Annotated in this window: 10 protein-coding genes and 1 pseudogene; 7 read left to right on the top strand and 4 right to left on the bottom strand. The window is 59.9% G+C overall.

Translation table 11 applies throughout. The annotated features are described in order from the left end of the window. Positions 1-29: 29 nt before the first annotated feature. The 7 genes from HK44_RS21410 to HK44_RS21380 all read left to right on the top strand — a co-directional run bounded on the left by HK44_RS21410 (position 30) and on the right by HK44_RS21380 (position 11,951). Complete coding sequence (locus HK44_RS21410) at positions 30-2,081, top strand: putative bifunctional diguanylate cyclase/phosphodiesterase (protein ID WP_019693328.1); 2,052 nt, start codon at positions 30-32, stop codon at positions 2,079-2,081. Positions 2,082-2,293: 212 nt separating this feature from the next. Beyond that, on the top strand, positions 2,294-3,637 hold the full coding sequence (locus HK44_RS21405) for an imelysin family protein (RefSeq protein ID WP_019693329.1): 1,344 nt from the start codon (positions 2,294-2,296) through the stop codon (positions 3,635-3,637). A 263-nt stretch (positions 3,638-3,900) separates the two neighbouring features. Then, positions 3,901-5,328 carry a di-heme oxidoredictase family protein gene (locus HK44_RS21400; RefSeq protein ID WP_019693330.1) on the top strand — a complete coding sequence of 476 codons (1,428 nt, stop codon included), beginning with the start codon at positions 3,901-3,903 and terminating at the stop codon, positions 5,326-5,328. Between the two features lie 42 nt (positions 5,329-5,370). Continuing rightward, positions 5,371-6,435, top strand: a complete 1,065-nt coding sequence (locus HK44_RS21395; RefSeq protein WP_019693331.1) for an imelysin family protein — start codon at positions 5,371-5,373, stop codon at positions 6,433-6,435. Between the two features lie 14 nt (positions 6,436-6,449). Beyond that, entirely contained in the window at positions 6,450-7,547 is a 1,098-nt protein-coding gene (locus HK44_RS21390) for a DUF1513 domain-containing protein (RefSeq protein ID WP_019693332.1), read from the top strand. 212 nt (positions 7,548-7,759) lie between these two features. Continuing rightward, a complete protein-coding gene (locus tag HK44_RS21385) occupies positions 7,760-8,911 on the top strand; it encodes an efflux RND transporter periplasmic adaptor subunit (RefSeq protein ID WP_019693333.1) in 1,152 nt (383 codons plus the stop codon). A gap of 13 nt (positions 8,912-8,924) precedes the next feature. Further along, positions 8,925-11,951: a multidrug efflux RND transporter permease subunit gene (locus tag HK44_RS21380; protein WP_019693334.1), complete on the top strand. Its 3,027-nt coding sequence runs from the start codon at positions 8,925-8,927 to the stop codon at positions 11,949-11,951. Positions 11,952-12,051: 100 nt separating this feature from the next. Here HK44_RS21380 and HK44_RS21375 read toward each other — a convergent pair whose 3' ends face one another. The 4 genes and pseudogenes from HK44_RS21375 to colR all read right to left on the bottom strand — a co-directional run bounded on the left by HK44_RS21375 (position 12,052) and on the right by colR (position 14,423). After that, complete coding sequence (locus HK44_RS21375) at positions 12,052-12,282, bottom strand: hypothetical protein (RefSeq protein ID WP_019693335.1); 231 nt, start codon at positions 12,280-12,282, stop codon at positions 12,052-12,054. A gap of 2 nt (positions 12,283-12,284) precedes the next feature. After that, positions 12,285-12,413: pseudogene (locus tag HK44_RS29910) on the bottom strand (lipopolysaccharide kinase InaA family protein); the annotation flags it as partial. A gap of 56 nt (positions 12,414-12,469) precedes the next feature. Further along, a complete protein-coding gene (locus tag HK44_RS21370) occupies positions 12,470-13,750 on the bottom strand; it encodes a sensor histidine kinase (protein WP_019693337.1) in 1,281 nt (426 codons plus the stop codon). After that, a complete protein-coding gene (colR, locus tag HK44_RS21365; protein WP_019693338.1) occupies positions 13,740-14,423 on the bottom strand; it encodes a two-component system response regulator ColR in 684 nt (227 codons plus the stop codon). Before colR ends, HK44_RS21370 begins: the two co-directional genes overlap by 11 nt. Positions 14,424-14,543 lie beyond the last annotated feature (120 nt).

Raw genomic sequence — 14,543 nt, 5'->3', positions numbered from 1 at the left:
GTTACCCGCACGGAACAAGGAAAAACCCTTTGAAGCTGGAACTCAAAAACAGCTTGTCGGTGAAGTTGCTCCGGGTCGTGCTCCTGTCGGCATTGATCGTCGGCGTGGTGTTGAGCTGTGCGCAGATTGTTTTCGATGCTTATAAAACACGCCAGGCCGTGGCCAATGATGCCCAGCGCATCCTCGACATGTTCCGCGACCCTTCGACCCAGGCGGTGTACAGCCTCGATCGGGAAATGGGCATGCAGGTTATCGAAGGCCTGTTCCAGGACGACGCCGTGCGCATGGCCTCCATCGGCCATCCCAATGAAGCCATGCTGGCGGAAAAAACCCGTGAATTGCAGCATTCTCACAGCCGTTGGCTGACCGACCTTATTCTGGGCCAGGAGCGCACGTTCACCACGCAACTGGTCGGGCGCGGCCCCTATAGCGAATATTACGGCGACCTCAGCATCACCCTCGACACCGCCACCTACGGTCAGAGCTTTATTGTCAGCTCGGTGATCATCTTCATCTCCGGCGTATTGCGGGCCATGGCCATGGGCCTGGTGCTGTATCTGGTCTATCACTGGCTGCTGACCAAACCGCTGTCGCGGATCATCGAACACCTGACCAACGTCAATCCCGACCGTCCCAGCGAACACAAGATTCCGCAGCTCAAGGGTCACGAAAAGAACGAACTGGGGATCTGGATCAACACCGCCAACCAGTTGCTTGAGTCCATCGAACGCAATACCCACCTGCGCCACGAAGCCGAAAACAGCCTGTTGCGCATGGCGCAATACGATTTCCTCACCGGCCTGCCGAACCGTCAGCAATTGCAACAGCAACTGGACAAGATTCTGGTAGACGCCGGTCGTCTGCAACGCCGGGTCGCCGTGTTGTGTGTGGGCCTGGACGATTTCAAGGGTATCAACGAGCAATTCAGTTACCAGACCGGCGACCAATTGCTGCTGGCCCTGGCCGACCGCCTGCGTGCCCACAGTGGTCGTCTCGGCGCGCTCGCCCGCCTGGGGGGCGATCAGTTCGCGCTGGTCCAGGCCGATATCGAGCAACCCTACGAAGCCGCCGAGCTGGCGCAAAGCATCCTCGATGACCTGGAAGCGATGTTTGCCCTCGATCATCAGGAAATCCGCCTGCGTGCAACCATCGGCATCACCCTGTTCCCGGAGGACGGCGACAGCACCGAGAAGCTGTTGCAGAAAGCCGAACAGACCATGACCCTGGCCAAGACCCGTTCGCGCAACCGCTATCAGTTCTATATCGCCAGCGTCGACAGCGAAATGCGCCGTCGCCGCGAACTGGAAAAAGACTTGCGCGACGCCCTGACCCGCGATCAGTTCTATCTGGTTTATCAACCGCAGGTCAGTTACCGCGATCAGCGGGTGGTCGGTGTCGAGGCGCTGATTCGCTGGCAACACCCGGAACACGGGCTGGTGCCGCCGGATCTGTTCATTCCACTGGCCGAGCAGAACGGCACGATCATCGCCATCGGCGAATGGGTGCTGGACCAGGCCTGCCGACAGCTGCGTGAATGGCACGATCAGGGGTTCAGCGACCTGCGCATGGCGGTCAACCTGTCGACCGTGCAACTGCACCACTCCGAGCTGCCGCGGGTCGTCAACAACCTGATGCAGATATATCGCCTGCCGCCGCGCAGCCTCGAACTGGAAGTCACCGAGACCGGTCTGATGGAAGACATCAGCACCGCCGCGCAACACCTGCTCAGCCTGCGCCGTTCGGGGGCCCTGATCGCTATCGACGACTTCGGGACCGGCTACTCATCGCTGAGTTATTTGAAGAGCCTGCCGCTGGACAAGATCAAGATCGACAAGAGCTTCGTTCAGGACCTGCTCGATGACGACGACGATGCAACCATCGTTCGCGCGATCATCCAGCTCGGTAAAAGTCTTGGCATGCAGGTCATCGCCGAGGGCGTGGAAACGATCGAGCAAGAGGCTTACATCATTTCTGAAGGCTGTCACGAAGGTCAGGGCTATTTCTACAGCAAACCGCTGCCTGCGCGGGAGCTGGCCGCTTATCTGAAACAGGCCCAACGCAGTAATGCGCTGATCCTGTGACGGTCTAAAGATCACAGCCTTCGACAGCTCCTACGGGTATATGCGGTCGGAGCTGCCGAAGGCTGCGACTTTTGATCTACCCCGCACCGTCCCCGTAAACAAGAAATATTTCCAATCGCGGCCCTTTACACATAATGCGAAAGATTTGCATTATGTCGCAGTTTTGCGCACCCCCGCGCCTGTCCATTTTTTACCGAAGCAGGATGTTCGCCATGATTCGTATGCCTCTGGCTACCGCCAGTTTGCTGGCCATCGCTATTTCCCTCGCCGGTTGCGGTGAAGGTAAAGACAAGGCTGCTGCTCCTCAAGCGCCTACGCCGGCCACCAGCACTGCGGCACCCGCAGCGCCTGCCGCCACCGGGAAAGTCGATGAAGCCGCTGGTAAAGCTGTTGTCGCGCACTACGCCGACATGGTTTTTGCGGTCTTCAGCGATGCCGAATCCACTGCGAAAAACCTGCAAACTGCCATCGACGCCTTCCTCGCCAAGCCGAACGCCGAGACCCTGAAAGCCGCTCGCGCTGCCTGGGTTGCGGCACGCGTGCCTTACCTGCAGAGTGAAGTGTTTCGCTTCGGCAACACCATCATTGACGATTGGGAAGGTCAGGTTAACGCCTGGCCGCTCGACGAAGGCCTGATCGACTACGTCGACAAGAGCTACGAGCACGCCTTGGGTAACCCGGGCGCCAACGCCAACATCATCGCCAATCCGATCATTCAGGTGGGTGAAGACAAGATCGACGTGACCGACATCACGCCGGAAAAACTCGCCAGCCTGAACGAGTTGGGCGGTTCCGAAGCGAACGTCGCGACGGGTTACCACGCCATCGAATTCCTGCTCTGGGGCCAGGACCTGAATGGCACCGGCCCCGGTGCTGGCAACCGTCCGGCTTCGGACTACCTGGAAGGCGCCGGGGCTACCGGTGGCCACAACGATCGTCGTCGCGCTTACCTGAAAGCCGTGACCCAGTTGCTGGTCAGCGACCTGGAAGAAATGGTCGGCAACTGGAAGCCGAACGTGCCTGACAACTACCGCGCCGAGCTGGAAGAAGAACCGGCTGAAAGCGGTCTGCGCAAAATGCTCTTCGGCATGGGCAGCCTCTCGCTGGGCGAACTGGCGGGCGAGCGCATGAAAGTTTCCCTGGAAGCCAACTCCCCGGAAGACGAACAGGACTGCTTCAGCGACAACACCCACAACTCGCACTTCTACGATGCCAAAGGCATTCGTAACGTGTATCTGGGCGAATACACCCGCACCGACGGTACCAAAATGACTGGCCCCAGCCTGTCGTCGCTGGTGGCCAAAGCCGACCCGGCTGCCGATGCTGCACTCAAGGCTGACCTGGCCGCCACCGAGGCCAAAATCCAGGTCATGGTTGATCACGCCAACAAGGGTGAGCACTATGACCAACTGATCGCTGCCGGCAACACCGCTGGCAACCAGATTGTGCGTGACGCCATTGCGGCACTGGTCAAGCAGACCACCTCGATCGAACAGGCTGCCGGCAAACTGGGCATCAGCGACCTGAACCCGGACAACGCCGATCACGACTTCTGATCAACGCTTGCCAAGCAATAAGGCGACCTTCGGGTCGCCTTTTTTATACCTGCCTGAACGCAACCCCCTGTGGGAGCGAGCCTGCTCGCGATATCGGTAGCATGTTCAAAATAAATATTGGCAATGATGACCCCATCGCGAGCAGGCTCGCTCCCACAGGGGATCGCGGTCAACTGTGAGAGCAAACGATAATTCCTCTTATTCAAACTCCGCTGCCCTGTTAGACTTTGCGCCCTTGTCTGGCTCGTCTTTCAGGATTGCCGATGCCCTCGCTGCCTCTTCGCTTGTCTGCACTGCTTCTGGCCCTGGGCCTGAGTGCCTGCGATGACGCCCCGCGTTTTACCAAAGCCGAACCCGGTGAAGCCCGCTCCGGTGGCGCGGCAACTGTCAGAAAGACCGACCAGAATGCGTTCTCCCTGCCTTCAGCCAACCTCTCGCCGACCCGTCGGCTGGACTTCAGCGTCGGCAACAGCTTTTTCCGCAGCCCTTGGGTGATCGCCCCGTCGACCACCACCGCCCGCGACGGCCTCGGTCCGCTGTTCAACACCAACGCCTGCCAGAACTGCCATATCAAGGACGGTCGCGGTCATCCGCCGACGGCCGATTCCGATAATGCCGTGTCGATGCTGGTGCGTCTGTCGATCCCCTACGCTCCGGCCTACGCCAAGGTCATCGAGCAAATGGGTGTGGTGCCTGAGCCGGTCTACGGCGGGCAACTTCAAGACATGGCCGTGCCCGGCGTCGCCCCCGAAGGCAAGGTTCGAGTCGACTATGATCCGGTCCCGGTACGCTTTGCCGACGGCACTGAAATCGAACTGCGCAAACCCAGGCTGCTGATCACCCAACTGGGCTACGGCCCGATGCATCCCGACACGCTTTTTTCCGCTCGAGTTGCCCCGCCGATGATTGGCCTCGGACTGCTCGAAGCCGTCTCCGACGCAGATATCCTGGCCAACGCCGACACCCAGGCCAAAGCCAAAAACGGCATCGCCGGACGTCCGAACCGGGTGTGGGATGACGCGCAGCAAAAGACTGTTTTGGGGCGCTTTGGCTGGAAAGCCGGGCAACCGAATCTCAATCAGCAAAACGTTCACGCGTTTTCCGGTGATATGGGCCTCACCACCCGTCTGAGACCGTTCGATGACTGCACCCAGGCCCAGACCGACTGCCTGCAGGCGCCCAACGGCAACGGCCCGGATGGCGAGCCGGAAGTCAGCGACAACATCTTGCGCCTGGTGCTGTTCTACAGCCGTAACCTGGCCGTCCCGGCCCGCCGCGACGTCAACGGGGCACAGGTGCTGGCCGGCAAAAACCTGTTCTATCAGGCCGGTTGCCAGTCGTGCCACACAGCAAAATTCACCACGGCCGCGAATGCTGCAGAACCGGAACTGGCCAATCAAGTGATTCGCCCCTACAGCGATCTGCTGTTGCATGACATGGGCGAAGGGCTGGCCGATAACCGTAGCGAATTCCAGGCCTCGGGCCGCGATTGGCGCACCCCGCCGCTGTGGGGCATTGGCTTGACGCAAGCAGTCAGTGGTCACACGCAGTTTCTGCATGACGGCCGCGCTCGCAACCTGCTCGAAGCCGTGCTGTGGCACGGCGGTGAAGCACGCGCGGCGCAGCAGCAGGTTTTAGCGTTCAACGCCGAGCAGCGCGCTGCGTTGCTGGCCTTTTTGAATTCTCTTTGACGCATTTCCCATACGCTTTTGCCCACAAAAAGGGAGCCCGACATGTTCCGCCCCAAGCTGTTGTTCACCAGCCTTGCCGCACTCGTCCTGGGTGCCTGCTCGCCCCAGGACCCTCAAGCCGTCACCTCGGCAGCCATCGCCAAGCAAGTGATCCTGCCGACCTACAGTCGCTGGGTTGAGGCCGACCGCCAATTGGCCGTCAGTGCGCTGGCCTACTGCGAAGGCAAGGCGGACCTGGCAACGGCTCGCGCCGACTTCCTCCATGCACAAAAGGCCTGGGCACAATTGCAGCCGCTGCTGGTTGGTCCACTGGCCGAAGGCAATCGCTCCTGGCAGGTGCAGTTCTGGCCGGACAAGAAAAACCTGGTCGGCCGCCAAGTCGAGCAACTGGTCACCGCACAACCGCAGATCGATGCCGCTGCACTGGCCAAATCCAGCGTCGTCGTGCAGGGCCTCTCGGCCTATGAGTACATTCTGTTCGACGACAAGACCAACGTGGCCGACGCTGCGCAAAAAGCCCGTTACTGCCCGCTGCTGAGCGCCATCGGCGAACGTCAGAAGCTGCTGGCCGAAGAGATCCTCGCCAGCTGGAACAGCACTGACGGCATGCTGGCCCAGATGAGCAAATTCCCGAACCAGCGTTACGCCGATTCCCACGAAGCCATTGCCGATTTGCTGCGCGCTCAAGTGACGGCACTGGATACCCTGAAGAAAAAACTCGGCACGCCGATGGGGCGCCAGACCAAGGGCATTCCGCAACCGTTCCAGGCAGACGCATGGCGCAGTCATTCGTCGCTGCAAAGCATGGAATCGAGCCTGGCTGCCGCCCGGACGGTCTGGGTCGGCGTCGACAACAAGGGCCTGCGCGGCCTGCTGCCGGCCGAACAAAAGCCGCTGGCGGACAAGATCGATGCCGCGTACGCCGCGTCGTTGAAACTGTTCGAAAGCAGCCAGCGCTCGCTGACCGAAATGCTCACGGACGATGCCGGTCGCCAGCAACTCAACGATCTTTACGACAGCCTCAACGTCGTCCATCGCCTGCACGAAGGTGAACTGGCCAAAGCGCTGGGCATCCAGCTGGGCTTCAACGCCAACGACGGTGACTGATGAGGGGTAGCGCCATGCTGCGACGTCAGGCTCTGACTTTAGGCAGTTTGTTGCTGGGCGCCGTGACGCTGGGCGGCTGGAAGCTGTTCAAGCAAAAGGACCACGGTCCTTTGCTGCTTTCGGCGCGCGACGACAGCGACGGCAAACATTACGCCGTCGGCTATCGGCTGGACGGCACTCGAGTGTTCGCCACCGAAGTCGGCCAGCGCTGCCACGACATCATCAACCACCCTGCTCTGCCGATAGCCCTGTTCGTCGCACGACGGCCAGGCACCGAGAGTTATCTGGTCGATCTGCGTGACGGTACGCTGCTGCAAACCGTGGTGTCGCAACCGAACCGGCACTTCTATGGTCACGCGGTTATTCATAAAAGCGGCGACTGGCTGTACGCCACCGAAAACGACACCACCGACCCAGGTCGGGGCCTGCTTGGGGTGTACCGTTTCGAGGGTCAGCGGCTGGTTTACAGCGGTGAGATTTCCACCCATGGCATCGGCCCGCATCAGGTGTCATGGATGCCCGACGGTGAAACCCTGGTGGTGGCCAACGGCGGCATTCGCACCGAAGCCGAAAGCCGGGTCGAGATGAACCTCGACGCCATGCAACCCAGCCTGGTGCTGATGCAACGCGACGGCAGCCTGCTGAGCAAGGAAACCCTGGCCCAGCAGATGAACAGCGTGCGTCACATGGGGATCGCCAGCGATGGCACCATTGTCACCGGCCAGCAATTCATGGGCGCCGCCCATGAGTCATCCGAGCTGTTGGCGATCAAGCGTCCCGGTCAGCCCTTTGTCGCGTTCCCGGTCGCCGAGCACCAGTTGCAGGCCATGGGGCACTACACCGCGAGTGTCGCGGTGCACAGTGAATTGCGTCTGGTGGCGCTCACCGCGCCGCGCGGCAACCGCTTTTTCATCTGGGACCTGGACAGCGGCGAAGTGCACCTCGATGCGCCACTGCCTGATTGTGCCGGTGTCGGTGCAGTGGCCGATGGCTTTGTCGTGACCTCGGGACAAGGGCGTTGCCGTTTCTATGATTGTCGCCAGACACCGCTGCTGGCAAAGCCCCTCGAACTCCCCGCCGGGCTCTGGGATAACCACCTGCATCTGGTCTGAAATCTGCGCTGCCAAATTGATCCTTCCCACGCTCTGCGTGAGAACGATCAACACCGCGGCGCATGATTTTACGACTGCTGCGCAGCCGAACGCAGCCTTCGGCAGCTGCTACAGGGCAGGTGTGACCGGCGAGAAAATGCTGTCTGGAATCACCTGCATACACGGAGTAATGTTCGGTCTGTCTCGCCTGATTTTTTCCAAGGAAGTGGAATATGCTGCGTCGCCGCATGCTGATCATGTTGGGTGTTGTGCTGTTGATCGTCCTGATGCTGGGAGGCTACAAAGCCTTCTCCATCTACAAGATGATCCAGACCTTCGCTGTGCCAAGACCACCGGTGAGCGTTGCCGTGGCCACGGCCACCGAACGGCAATGGCAATCGCGCTTGCCCACGGTCGGCACCCTCAAGGCACTGCAAGGGGTCAACCTCAGTCTGGAGATCGCCGGTACGGTCAAGGACGTGCAGTTCGAATCCGGACAGAAGGTCAAGGCCGGCCAGCCGCTCGTGCAGCTCGACAGCGCCGTTGAAAGTGCCCTGCTGGAAACCGCCCAGGCCGACCTTGGCCTGGCGCAACTCGATTACGGCCGTGGCAGTCAACTGGTCGGCAGTCAGGCGATCTCCAAGGGCGAGTTCGACCGGCTCAGCGCAGTGCTCGCCAAGAACAAGGCCACCGTCAATCAGCTCAAGGCTGCGCTGGCAAAAAAACACATCGTCGCGCCCTTCAGCGGCACCATCGGCATTCGTCAGGTGGATGTCGGCGACTTCCTGCCCAGTGGCACGGTCATCGCCACCCTGCAGGACTTGAGCAGCCTTTACGTCGACTTCTACGTGCCGGAACAATCGGTGCCGAAAATCGCCCTCGGTCAGGCGGTTCAAGTCACGGTCCCGGCCTACCCGACGCAGAACTTCCCCGGTGCCATCAGCGCGATCAACCCCAAGGTCGAAAGCAGCACCCGCAACCTGCTGGTACGTGCCACCCTGGCCAACCTTGACGGCAAATTGCTACCGGGCATGTTCGCCAGCCTGCAGGTCATACTGCCGGACCCGCAGCCCAGAATCGTCGTGCCGGAAGGCGCGATCACCTACACCCTCTATGGCAACTCGCTCTACGTGGTCGCCCAGAAGAAGGACGCGAACGGCAACGTCGAGAAAGACGACCAGGGCCAGCCGATCCTGATCGCCGAACGGCGCTTCATCGAAACCGGCGAGCGGCGCGAAGGCCTGGTGTTGATCAACAAAGGCTTGCAGAACGGCGAGCAAGTGGTCAGTGCCGGCCAGATCAAACTCGACAACGGCACGCACATTGTCGTCAGCCCCGACAAGAACCTGCCAACTGAACAGACCAGCCAACCGCGCACGAACTGATCAAGGAATTCCCATGGCTTTTACCGATCCGTTCATTCGCCGCCCGGTGCTCGCCACCGTGGTCAGCCTGCTGATTGTGCTGCTGGGTTTCCAGGCCTGGAGCAAACTGCCACTGCGCCAATATCCGCAAATGGAGAACGCGCTGATCACGGTGACCACCGCCTACCCCGGCGCCAACGCCGAAACCATTCAGGGCTACATCACCCAACCCTTGCAGCAAAGCCTGGCCAGTGCCGAAGGCATCGACTACATGACCTCGGTCAGCCGCCAGAACTTCTCGGTGATTTCGATTTACGCGCGCATCGGCTCCAACAGCGACCGGTTGTTCACCGAGCTGCTGGCCAAGGCCAACGAGGTCAAGAACAAGCTGCCCAAAGACGCTGAAGACCCAGTGCTGAGCAAGGAGGCCGCGGGTGCCTCGGCGCTGATGTACATGAGTTTTTACAGCAAGGAATTGAGCAACCCGCAGATCACCGATTATCTGTCTCGGGTGATCCAGCCCAAGCTCGCCACCCTTCCCGGCATGGCTGAAGCCGCGATTCTCGGCAACCAGGTGTTTGCCATGCGTCTTTGGCTCGACCCGGTAAAACTTGCCGGTTTCGGCTTGAGCGCCAGTGACGTCACCAACGCCGTGCGCCAGTACAACTTCCTGTCCGCTGCCGGTGAAGTCAAAGGCGAGTACGTCGTCACCAGTATCAACGCCAATACCGAGCTGAAGACCGCCGAAGCCTTTGCCGCAATCCCCTTGAAAACCGAAGGCGACAGCCGGGTACTGCTCAGCGACGTGGCGCGCGTGGAAATGGGCGCCGAGAACTACAACACCATCAGCTCCTTTGGTGGCACACCGTCGGTGTACATCGGGATCAAGGCCACACCGGCCGCCAACCCGCTGGACGTGATCAAGGAAGTGCGCAAGCTCATGCCGGAGCTGGAATCCCAACTGCCCCCCACCCTCAAGGCTGAAATTGCCTACGACGCCACGCTGTTCATTCAGGCCTCGATCAACGAAGTGGTGAAAACCCTCTTCGAAGCCGTGCTGATCGTGATTGTCGTGGTGTTCCTGTTCCTTGGCGCGCTGCGTTCGGTATTGATCCCGGTGGTGACCATTCCACTGTCGATGATCGGCGTGATGTTCTTCATGCAACTGATGGGCTACTCGATCAACCTGCTGACCTTGCTGGCGATGGTACTGGCCATCGGCCTGGTAGTGGACGACGCCATCGTCGTGGTGGAAAACATCCACCGACACATGGAAGAAGGTAAAACGCCGCTGGACGCTGCCCTCGAAGGCGCCCGGGAAATCGCCATGCCGGTGGTCTCGATGACCATCACCCTGGCGGCGGTCTATGCGCCCATCGGCTTTCTGACGGGCCTGACCGGCGCCCTGTTCAAGGAATTCGCGCTGACCCTGGCCGGCGCCGTGGTGATCTCCGGGATCGTTGCGCTGACGCTGTCGCCGATGATGTGCGCGCTGCTCTTGCGTCACGATGAAAACCCGTCAGGCCTGGCCCATCGCCTCGATGTGATTTTCGAAGGGCTCAAGCGTCGTTATCAAAGTGTCCTGCACGGCACGCTCAATACCCGGCCGGTGGTGCTGGTGTTCGCCGTGATCGTGCTGTGCCTGATTCCGGTACTGCTCAAGTTCACCAAATCGGAACTGGCTCCGGATGAAGACCAGGGCGTGATTTTCATGATGGCCAACGCCCCGCAACCGGCCAACCTGGATTACCTGAATACCTACACCGACGAATTCCTGGCGATATTCAAGGCGTTTCCCGAGTACTACTCGTCCTTTCAGATCAACGGATTCAACGGTGTGCAGTCAGGTATTGGCGGTTTCCTGCTCAAACCCTGGAATGAGCGCAAACGAACCCAGATGCAGATTCTGCCAGAGGTGCAGAAAAAGCTTTCGAGCATCACCGGCCTGCAAATCTTCGGCTTCAACCTGCCCTCTCTACCGGGCACGGGTGAAGGCTTGCCGTTCCAGTTCGTGATCAACACCGCCAATGACTACGAGTCCCTGCTGGAGGTGATCAATCGGGTGAAGAAGCGTGCCCTGGAATCCGGCAAGTTCGCGTTCCTCGACATCGACCTGGCCTTCGACAAACCCGAAGTCGTGGTTGATATCGACCGTGCCAAGGCCGCTCAAATGGGCGTCTCGATGGAGGATCTGGGCGTGACGCTGTCGACGTTGCTGGCAGAAGCCGAAATCAACCGTTTCACCATCGAGGGGCGCAGTTACAAGGTCATCGCCCAGGTCGAACGACTTTACCGGGACAACCCTGACTGGCTGAGCAACTACTACGTTAAAAACACCAAAGATGAACTGTTGCCCCTGTCGACCTTGATCAACCTCAGTGACCGGGCACGACCGCGACAACTGAATCAGTTCCAGCAACTCAATTCGGCGATTCTTTCCGGCGTTTCGACAGTCAGCATGGGCGAGGCGATTGATACCGTGCGCCAGATCGCCCAGGAAGAAGCACCGCCGGGTTATGCCTTCGATTACGGCGGCGCCTCTCGGCAGTTCGTTCAGGAAGGCAGCGCCTTGTGGGTGACCTTTGCCTTGGCGCTGGCAATCATTTTCCTGGTGTTGGCGGCGCAGTTCGAAAGTTTCCGCGATCCACTGGTGATTCTGGTGACCGTGCCGCTGTCGATTTGCGGCGCGCTGATCCCGTTGTTCCTGGGCTGGTCGAGCATGAACATCTACACCCAGGTCGGGCTGGTGACCCTGATCGGGCTGATCAGCAAACACGGGATCCTGATCGTCCAGTTTGCCAACCAGTTGCGCAAGGACAAGGGCCTGACGCCCCGCGAAGCCGTGGAGCAAGCGGCAGCCATTCGCCTGCGTCCGGTATTGATGACCACAGCCGCCATGGTCTTTGGCATGGTGCCGTTGATCATCGCCACCGGCGCGGGGGCCGTCAGCCGCTACGATATCGGGATGGTGATCGCCACGGGTATGTCGATCGGGACACTGTTCACCCTGTTCGTGCTGCCCTGCATCTACACGTTGCTGGCCAAGCCCGATAAACCCTGAGAGCTCGCTCCCACACTGGTTTTCGGCAAATTGAAGATTTGGGTTCAAAAACAAAAAAAAGCCTCGCGTATGCAAGGCCTTTGATCTGGGCTGAGGAATTTCAACTCTGGTGTTTCATTCCCTGAGTCATGCCAAGCATGAACAAGAACAGCTCATCATTTTCGGAGTGGGTCACCGTGGATGACTTCGCAGCCCGTGGTAGCGGGCAATGCGCGCCCCCATGCTTTGCACTGAGAACTTGCGTACGTGGCTGCTCCAGTCCAACCACCGCCAATGAAACAACTGCCAAGGCTCCTGCCAAAAAAAGACCCCTAGCAATTTCTAGTTTCATCGCTACAAACCTTTGATGGAGCTGCCAAATACCTTGTTATAAAAATAGTTGAGCTTCTCCCAATCTGCCGAGCCCCACGACGAGTGGCGGCGCAGCTGTTTCATGTCATGCGAAGCCGCTTGCTGGCGGGTCCTGAACCCGAAAATCCGCCTGCTTGAACTCTGCTTCTACGGTCGCGACCGAGGCATCAGGCGTCCGGGTTGCCCAGTTCGACATAAAAGCGGCAGCCGTTAGGTTCCATGGTGCTGAGACTGACGCTCCAGCCCTGGTTTTCACAAATTCGCTGCACCAGTGACAGGCCCAGCCCAAGCCCTTCCCCACGCTTCTCGCCACCGCGCACAAACGGCTCGAACATCGCTTCGCGCTTCTCTTCGGGAATACCGACGCCACTGTCTTCGACCAGAAAACCGCGGGGCAGAATGGTCAGGCGAATAAACCCGCTGTCGGTGTAGTGCAAGGCATTACGCAACAGGTTACCCATGACCGCGTGCAGGAATGTCGCGTTATAGCGCGTATCCGTCGGGTTGCCGGGTTCATAAAACAGCGTGAGCCCCTTGTGCTCGATCGGCTGGCGCCACAGGCCGAGCAAGTCCTCGGCCACCTGCCCCAAGGTCTGTTGCGGCGACATGCTGGCATCTTCACGCTGGGCCCGGGCGAGCATCAGGAAGGTCTGGACCAGATCGCGCATCTCTTCACAGGCACGAGCAATCCGCTCGACCTGGTTGCGACTGCGCTGATCGAGGTCCGGATTCTCGAGCAACAGTTCACAGGAACTGGCCAATACCATCAATGGGGTGCGCAGCTCGTGACTGACGTCGCTGGTGAACAGCCGCTCGCGGCTCAGTGCCTGGCGCAATCGGCCCAGCGTGGCGTCGAAGGCGACGGCCAGTTCACCGACTTCATCGGCGGCATAGTCCGGCGCCAGGGGCGGTGCCAGACCGAGCAGTTGATCGCGGTGACGCACCTGGCGCGCCAGCCGGACCACCGGCGCCATGACCTTGCGTGCCAGCACCCAGCCGAGGAACACCGCCAATGCCAGACTGAATACGAACCCCACCAGCACCACGGCAAACAGCACTCGCTCGCGCTCTTCGAAATCGCTCTGGTCTTGCAGCAGGACGTAGCGCCGACCGTCAACGATCTCGACGATCGCGTGATAGGACAGTTGCTCGCGAAACACTTCATGGAAGCCCGCATTCAGATGCCGCAGGTCCCTGGGCAAGTCAAAATCGCCAGGACCGCCACTGAAGTAGAACAACTGATCGGGCTCGGGACGGTGATTCCAGTCGGCCATGCTGTCCATCAACAGCAAACGCTGTAAATCGCTACCCAAGCCTGCGGAAATCAGCTTTGCTTCGACCAGATGCACAGTCGCCACGATGCCCATGGCGAATGCGCCCGCCACCAACGCACTCATCAAGGCAAAGGCAATAATGATCCGCTGAGCAAGGCTCTGCTTAAACTCCATCACGCCCCTCGGCCAGGCGATAGCCGACGCCGTGCACGGTTTGCAGCAATGGTTTGGCGAACGGCTTGTCGATCACCTGGCGCAACTGATGGACGTGACTGCGCAGGCTGTCGCTGTCCGGACAGTCGTCACCCCAGAGGGCTTCTTCGAGTATTTCACGACGCAAGACGTGCGGGCTTTTCTGCATCAACACCGCCAGCAGCTTGAGGCCTACCGGGTTGAGTTTCAGCAGGCGTCCTTCGCGGGTCACTTCCAGCGTGTCGAGGTCGTAGCTCAGATCGCCAACCTGCAGGGCACGGCGACCGCCACCCTGGGTACGACGCATGACCGCCTCGATGCGCGCCGCCAGTTCAGACAGGGCAAACGGTTTGACCAGGTAATCATCGGCGCCGGACTTGAAGCCCTGCAGCCGGTCATCCAGTTGGTCACGGGCGGTCAGCATGATCACCGGGGTATCGCGCCGGGCATCTTCACGCAGGCGTTTGCACAGGGTGTAACCATCGATGCCGGGCAGCATGACGTCGAGCACGATCAGGTCGTAATGCTCGGTGGCCGCCAGGTGCAGACCTGACAAACCGTCCTGCGCGCAATCCACGGTATAGCCTTTAAGCCCCAGGTAATCGGCCAGATTGGCGAGGATGTCGCGGTTGTCTTCAACCAATAGAATTCGCATGGGCACTTGCTCCGTACACAGTAACGGCCGTCTTGGCCCGCGCAGCTTAAGGCCAAGAGTGGCTCAGGGATAGATCTGTTGATCCAAACCCTGTCAGGGAAGGTCTGCCGATATGTTTTA

It is taken from the genome of Pseudomonas fluorescens HK44 (assembly GCF_000217955.3).
Lineage (GTDB): Bacteria > Pseudomonadota > Gammaproteobacteria > Pseudomonadales > Pseudomonadaceae > Aquipseudomonas > Aquipseudomonas fluorescens_AQ.
The sequence above is the reverse complement of the archived record's forward strand: the minus strand, read 5'-3'. Positions and strand labels throughout refer to the sequence as shown.

What these genes read in the sequence shown, in the direction of transcription:
- HK44_RS21405 (WP_019693329.1), top strand. Translation starts at nt 2,294, where the DNA reads ATGATTCGTATGCCTCTGGCTACCGCCAGTTTGCTGGCCATCGCTATT.
- HK44_RS21400 (WP_019693330.1), top strand. Translation starts at nt 3,901, where the DNA reads ATGCCCTCGCTGCCTCTTCGCTTGTCTGCACTGCTTCTGGCCCTGGGC.
- HK44_RS21395 (WP_019693331.1), top strand. Translation starts at nt 5,371, where the DNA reads ATGTTCCGCCCCAAGCTGTTGTTCACCAGCCTTGCCGCACTCGTCCTG.
- HK44_RS21390 (WP_019693332.1), top strand. Translation starts at nt 6,450, where the DNA reads ATGCTGCGACGTCAGGCTCTGACTTTAGGCAGTTTGTTGCTGGGCGCC.
- HK44_RS21385 (WP_019693333.1), top strand. Translation starts at nt 7,760, where the DNA reads ATGCTGCGTCGCCGCATGCTGATCATGTTGGGTGTTGTGCTGTTGATC.
- HK44_RS21380 (WP_019693334.1), top strand. Translation starts at nt 8,925, where the DNA reads ATGGCTTTTACCGATCCGTTCATTCGCCGCCCGGTGCTCGCCACCGTG.
- HK44_RS21375 (WP_019693335.1), bottom strand. Translation starts at nt 12,282, where the DNA reads ATGAAACTAGAAATTGCTAGGGGTCTTTTTTTGGCAGGAGCCTTGGCA.
- HK44_RS21370 (WP_019693337.1), bottom strand. Translation starts at nt 13,750, where the DNA reads ATGGAGTTTAAGCAGAGCCTTGCTCAGCGGATCATTATTGCCTTTGCC.
- colR (WP_019693338.1), bottom strand. Translation starts at nt 14,423, where the DNA reads ATGCGAATTCTATTGGTTGAAGACAACCGCGACATCCTCGCCAATCTG.